General features: G+C 76.6%; 4 protein-coding genes. 2 read left to right on the top strand and 2 right to left on the bottom strand.

The features are described from left to right. The coding region (locus HCJ92_RS22110) for a globin domain-containing protein (protein ID WP_245241124.1) at nt 1-1182 on the top strand (1182 nt) is incomplete at its 5' end. Between the two features lie 59 nt (nt 1183-1241). Further along, on the top strand, nt 1242-2642 hold the full coding sequence (locus HCJ92_RS25180; protein ID WP_167935378.1) for a pyridoxamine 5'-phosphate oxidase family protein: 1401 nt from the start codon (nt 1242-1244) through the stop codon (nt 2640-2642). A 172-nt stretch (nt 2643-2814) separates the two neighbouring features. Here HCJ92_RS25180 and HCJ92_RS22120 read toward each other — a convergent pair whose 3' ends face one another. Beyond that, nucleotides 2815-3327, bottom strand: a complete 513-nt coding sequence (locus tag HCJ92_RS22120) for an NUDIX domain-containing protein (RefSeq protein ID WP_167935379.1) — start codon at nt 3325-3327, stop codon at nt 2815-2817. A gap of 221 nt (nt 3328-3548) precedes the next feature. Continuing rightward, complete coding sequence (locus tag HCJ92_RS22125) at nt 3549-4805, bottom strand: cystathionine gamma-lyase (protein ID WP_245241126.1); 1257 nt, start codon at nt 4803-4805, stop codon at nt 3549-3551. Between the last annotated feature and the right edge of the window lie 103 nt (nt 4806-4908).

Below are 4908 nucleotides of genomic sequence, written 5' to 3' on the forward strand. Positions count from 1 at the left end.
GCCCCGCCCGCGGCCGGGTCCGCCACCGACCCGGGCGGCTGCGCCCGCCCCGGACGCCGCCGCGCGCCCTCGGCCGACGCCGTCCTGATCCGGCGGACGCTCACGGAGATCGCCCCGGTCGCGGACGACGCCACCTCGCACTTCTACGCCCTGCTCTTCCTCGGCAACCCGGAACTGCGGCAGCTGTTCCCCGCCGCCATGGACACGCAGCGGGACCGCCTCTTCTCCGCGTTGCTCGGGGCGGCGGAGCGGCTGGACGACAGCGCGGAACTGACCCGGTACCTCTCCGAGCTCGGGCGCGGCCACCGCAAGTACGGCACCCGGCCCGAGCACTACCCGGCTGTCGGGCAGAGCCTGCTGGGGGCGCTCGCCCGCTACGCGGCGCGGGTCTGGGACCCGGCGACCCGCGCCGCGTGGATCCGCGCGTACACCGCGATCTCGCAGACGATGATCGACGCCGCCGCCGCGGACGAGCAGCGTGCGCCCGCCTGGTGGGAGGCGGAGGTCGTCTCCCACGAGCTCCGCACCTCCGACGTCGCCGTCATCACGGTCCGCCCGGACCAGCCGTACCGGTTCACCGCCGGGCAGTACGCCGGGGTGGAGACCCCGTGGTGGCCGCGGGTGTGGCGGACCTACTCGTTCGCCAAGGCCCCGGACCCGGACGGAACTCTGACGTTCCACGTCAAGGCGGTGCCGGCTGGGTGGGTCTCCGGCGCCCTCGTCCGGCGCGCCACGGTCGGCAGCGTCATCCGGCTCGGCCCGCCCGCCGGTTCGATGACGGTGGACCACACCTCGGACGCCGGTCTCCTCTGCCTCGCCGGGAGCACCGGCATAGCACCGATCAAGGCGCTCGTGGAGGACGTCGCCGAACATGGCCGAGGACGGCCGGTGCAGCTTTTCTTCGGTGCCCGCCGCGAGACCGACCTCTACGAGCTGCCGGCGCTCCGCGAGCTGGAGCGGCGGCACCGGTGGCTGTCCGTCCGTGCGGTCGTCGCCGACGGGGCCGATCGCGCCCTGGCAGGTCAGCTGCCGGACACGGTGCGGCGGCTGGGCCCGTGGCGGGAGTACGACGGCTACCTCTCCGGTCCCGCCGGGATGGTGCGGTCCGGGGTGTCGGCGCTGACGTCCGCGGGCATACCCGCCGAACGAATCCGCCATGACTTTGTGGATATGCGCACCTGAGTGAGAACCTGCGGTGACACACAGACACATAGCGGCAGAGCTCAGGGGCTTGGGGGGCTATGGCGGAGATCAGCGGACCCGGACGCGGGCCCGACCGGACATCCGGACGCCCCATCGGCGAGGGCAGGGCCGACGCGGTGGACGAGGCCGCCCCCGGCGAGCGGGGCTGGCTTCCGCCCGCGGCGGCAGCCGCGGCGCACCGGCCGGGGAGCGCGGGCCAGTGGTCCGTCCAGGAGCGGCTGGGCACCACGGAGGCGGCACGCCGCTTCCACGCCGAGCAGGTCGTCGGCCGGCTCAACCGCCGGATGCGGGAGTTCGTCGCCCGCCAGGAGATGTTCTTCCTCGCGACCTCCGACCGGTTCGGGGAGTGCCACAGCACGCTGCGCGCCGGGCCCCCCGGCTTCCTGCGCGCGCTGGACGAGCAGACACTGGTGTACCCGGAGTACCGGGGCAGCGGGGTGCACGCCAGCCTCGGCAACATCGCCGAGAACCCGCACGCGGGCTTGCTGCTGCTGGACTTCGAGCGCGCCCGCATCGGGCTGCACGTGAACGGCCGGGCGCATCTCGTCGACGAGGAGGAGCTGCGGGAGCGGCACCCGGAGGTGCCGTCCGATCCGGCACCCGGCCGCAGGGCGCGGATGTGGGTGCGGATCGACGTGATCACGGCGCACATCCACGGCGCGACGCACATCCCGCACCTGGTGGGCGTCCCCAAGCGCGCGCCTCGTGAGTGGGGTTCGCAGGACTACCGCCGCAGGGGCGGCGACTTCTTCGGCGTGGCCCGCGGCCGGGCGGCCGAGGCCGGACCGGGGGCGGTTCCGCCGCGGCCTCGTGGCGCGCCCGCCGGCGACACCGCCGCCGACACCGCCGAGGAGACCGGGGGCGAGGACGCCGGGTTCGTGCCGGGGACCGAGCCCCACCCCGCCGACCCGCCGCCCGGCCCGGAGGCCGCCGCCGAGCACGGCCGCGACGAGGGGGCCAACCGGCACGCGGCGCCTCCACCGGAGGACGGCGCACCGGCCCCGCTCGACCCGCCGCCCCCGGACGAGGTCACCTACGTGTCGCCGCTGCGGCTGGACGACCCCGCGCCCGTCCCGCCGGTACCGCCTCCGGGAGCACCGGGTCTGCCGCCCGGCGGCCGGACGACGAGCGGCGCAGCCCGGGGCGGCGGGCCCCCGGCAGCCGCACCCGCCGTCCGGCAGGGCGCGGGGCCCGACCACGTCGGCGCGGGCGGGGAGCGGCAGGACACGGCCGTCCGCCCGCCGGAGCGGCGAGACGGCGCGCCCGACGGGAGGACGGACGGGCCGGGGGGAAGCGACATGGCCACGGAGGCGTCCCGCACGACGGCGGCCTTGCAGGCGCTGCGGGAGCAGGCGGAGCGGGCCCTCGCGGAGGCGGAGCGGCGCGGCAGGCGCGACGGCTCGGCGTCGGGGGCGGGCGGCTGGTTCGGCGAGGGCTGATCCGACCGCCTGGCAGTGTGGCAGGGCCCCGGCGTGCCGGGCAGGGTGTGCCGAGCGCTCGGCGGCGCGGCCGACGTGCCGGGTCACCGGAGCGGCGGCAGGGCACGCCGGTCGGCGACGGCCGGGGCGCGCCTCGCAGGGGGCGCGCGTCGCAGGCCCGGGCCCGCCGCGGTCAGCGGAGGTCGGGGGCGAGGAGCGCGAGAACGCCCGGCACGTTGCGGGAGAGGTGCTCCAGCAGTGACTCGGGCACCAGATCGACGGAGCGGAGACCTTCCGGGGTGAAGGGGACGCGCACCGTCTCGTAGGTGCCGCACGGCTCCTCCACCTCCGGGCCGTGGCGCAGCGCGGGGTCCATCGAGGCGAGCCGGCAGACGAAGAAGTGCTGCACCTTCAGCCCCGGCGAGGTGGGCGGGTCGCCGGGCTGCGGCACGTGCGGCACGGTGTCGACGAACGCGGGCACCGCGTCCGTGATCTTGGCGCCGAGCTCCTCGAAGACCTCGCGGTGCAGGGCATCGAGGACGGAGACGTCCTCCGGCTCGACCCCGCCGCCCGGCGTGATCCAGTACGGGGGCTCGTCCGGTTTGACGCGTTTGATCACGATCAGCTCGTGAGGAGCGTCCGCACGGGGACGGTCGAGCAGGATGGCGCGCGCCGTGCGCTTGACCACCGGGGCTGCGTCGGTCATGCAGGAGATCTCGCCACCGGAGCCCCGTGCGAAACATGGTGCCCACGGTGCGGACGCCCCCGTTCCGCTACTCGGTACGGGGCGCTACTCGGTACGGGGCGCTGCTCGGTACGGGGCGCTGCTCGGGAGGCAACCGCACCGGGGCTCGTCGCGGCCGGCGGTGTCGGAGGCCCCACGGCCTCGCGCCGGAGGCCGCGGGCCCGGGGCGGCCGGCGGGACGGTCAGCCGACGGGACGGGCGGTCTCGTCCAGCGCCCGTTCGATGTCGGCGACGAGGTCCGCCGCGTCCTCGATGCCGACCGACAGGCGGATGAACCCCGGCGGCACCTGCGCCGCACGCGGGTGCGCGGTGCCCGGGTCGTCGGCGGTGGACACCTCGCCCGCGCCGTCGCCGGGGGCGGGGGCGGTTCCGGCCGGGGGCTCCGTCCAGCGGGCGCGGCGCTCGGCCATGGAGCGGACACCGCCGAAGCTGGTCGCCTCGCCGATCACGCGCAGCGCGGCGAGGAACCGCTCGGCGTGGTCGCGGTCGGGAAGGGTGAAGGAGACGACCCCGCCGAAGGCCGACATCTGCGCCGCCGCCACCGCGTGGCCGGGGTCGCTCGGCAGCCCCGGGTACCGGACGTCCGCGACGTCGTCGCGTGCGAGCAGCCGCGTGGCGATCGCCAGGGCGTTGGCCGACTGCCGCTCCAGCCGCAGCGGCAGCGTCGCCATGCCGCGGTGGGCCAGCCAGGTCTCCATGGGGCCGGGAACGGCGCCCACGCAGCTGCGCCACGCCCGGACGGGGCCGAGCAGCGCGGGGTCCCGGGTCGCCACGTACCCCAGCAGGACGTCGCCGTGGCCGCTGAACCCCTTGGTGCCGCTTGCCACGGAGAGGTCGGCGCCGAGCTCCAGCGGGCGCTGGCCGAGCGGCGTCGGCAGCGTGTTGTCCACCGCGACCAGGACGCCCCGCTCGCGGGCGGCGGTGGCGAGTGCACGGATGTCGCAGGTGTCCAGTCCCGGGTTGGCGGGGGTCTCCAGCCACAGCATCCGGGCCGTGGCGAGCGCGGCGAGCCAGCGCTCGGTGTCGGCGGTGGCGACCTGGCTGACGTTGACGCCGAACTCGGCGAGTCGGTAGCCCAGTTGGTGGACGCCGTGGTAGCCGTCGGAGGGCACGACCACGGTGTCGCCGGGGCGCAGGTGGCCGAAGAGCACGGCGGCGACGGCTGCCATGCCGGAGGCGAACACCGCGGCGTGCGCGGGCTCGCGGGGCGACTCCAGTTCGGCCACGGCGGTCTCCAGCGCCGTCCAGGTCGGGTTGGTCTCCCGCCCGTAGGCATAGGGCGCACCCGTCGGGTCGCCGGGGAGGTGGAAGTAGGCCGACATCACCGGGCCGGGCATCGGCGGCCGGAACGGTTCGGCGGCCGGCAGGCCGGCGTGGACCGCGCGCGTGGCGTCGCCGGAGGCGTCCGGCATGGGCGATGGGTTCGGTGCTGTCGACATGCCGGACAGGCTAACGTCCCCGGTCAGCGCGGTGCGGGCGCGACCGCGTCCCGGTACCTCCGGGCGGCGGCCGAACGCGCCGGGCCGGGGCGCGGCCGGGCGC

Source organism: Streptomyces spiramenti (genome assembly GCF_012034385.1).
GTDB classification, from domain to species: Bacteria; Actinomycetota; Actinomycetes; order Streptomycetales; family Streptomycetaceae; genus Streptomyces; species Streptomyces spiramenti.

Excerpts from the sequence above, each read along its gene's own strand:
- HCJ92_RS22120 (WP_167935379.1), bottom strand. The coding sequence starts at position 3,327 with ATGACCGACGCAGCCCCGGTGGTCAAGCGCACGGCGCGCGCCATCCTG.
- HCJ92_RS22125 (WP_245241126.1), bottom strand. The coding sequence starts at position 4,805 with ATGTCGACAGCACCGAACCCATCGCCCATGCCGGACGCCTCCGGCGAC.
- HCJ92_RS25180 (WP_167935378.1), top strand. The coding sequence starts at position 1,242 with ATGGCGGAGATCAGCGGACCCGGACGCGGGCCCGACCGGACATCCGGA.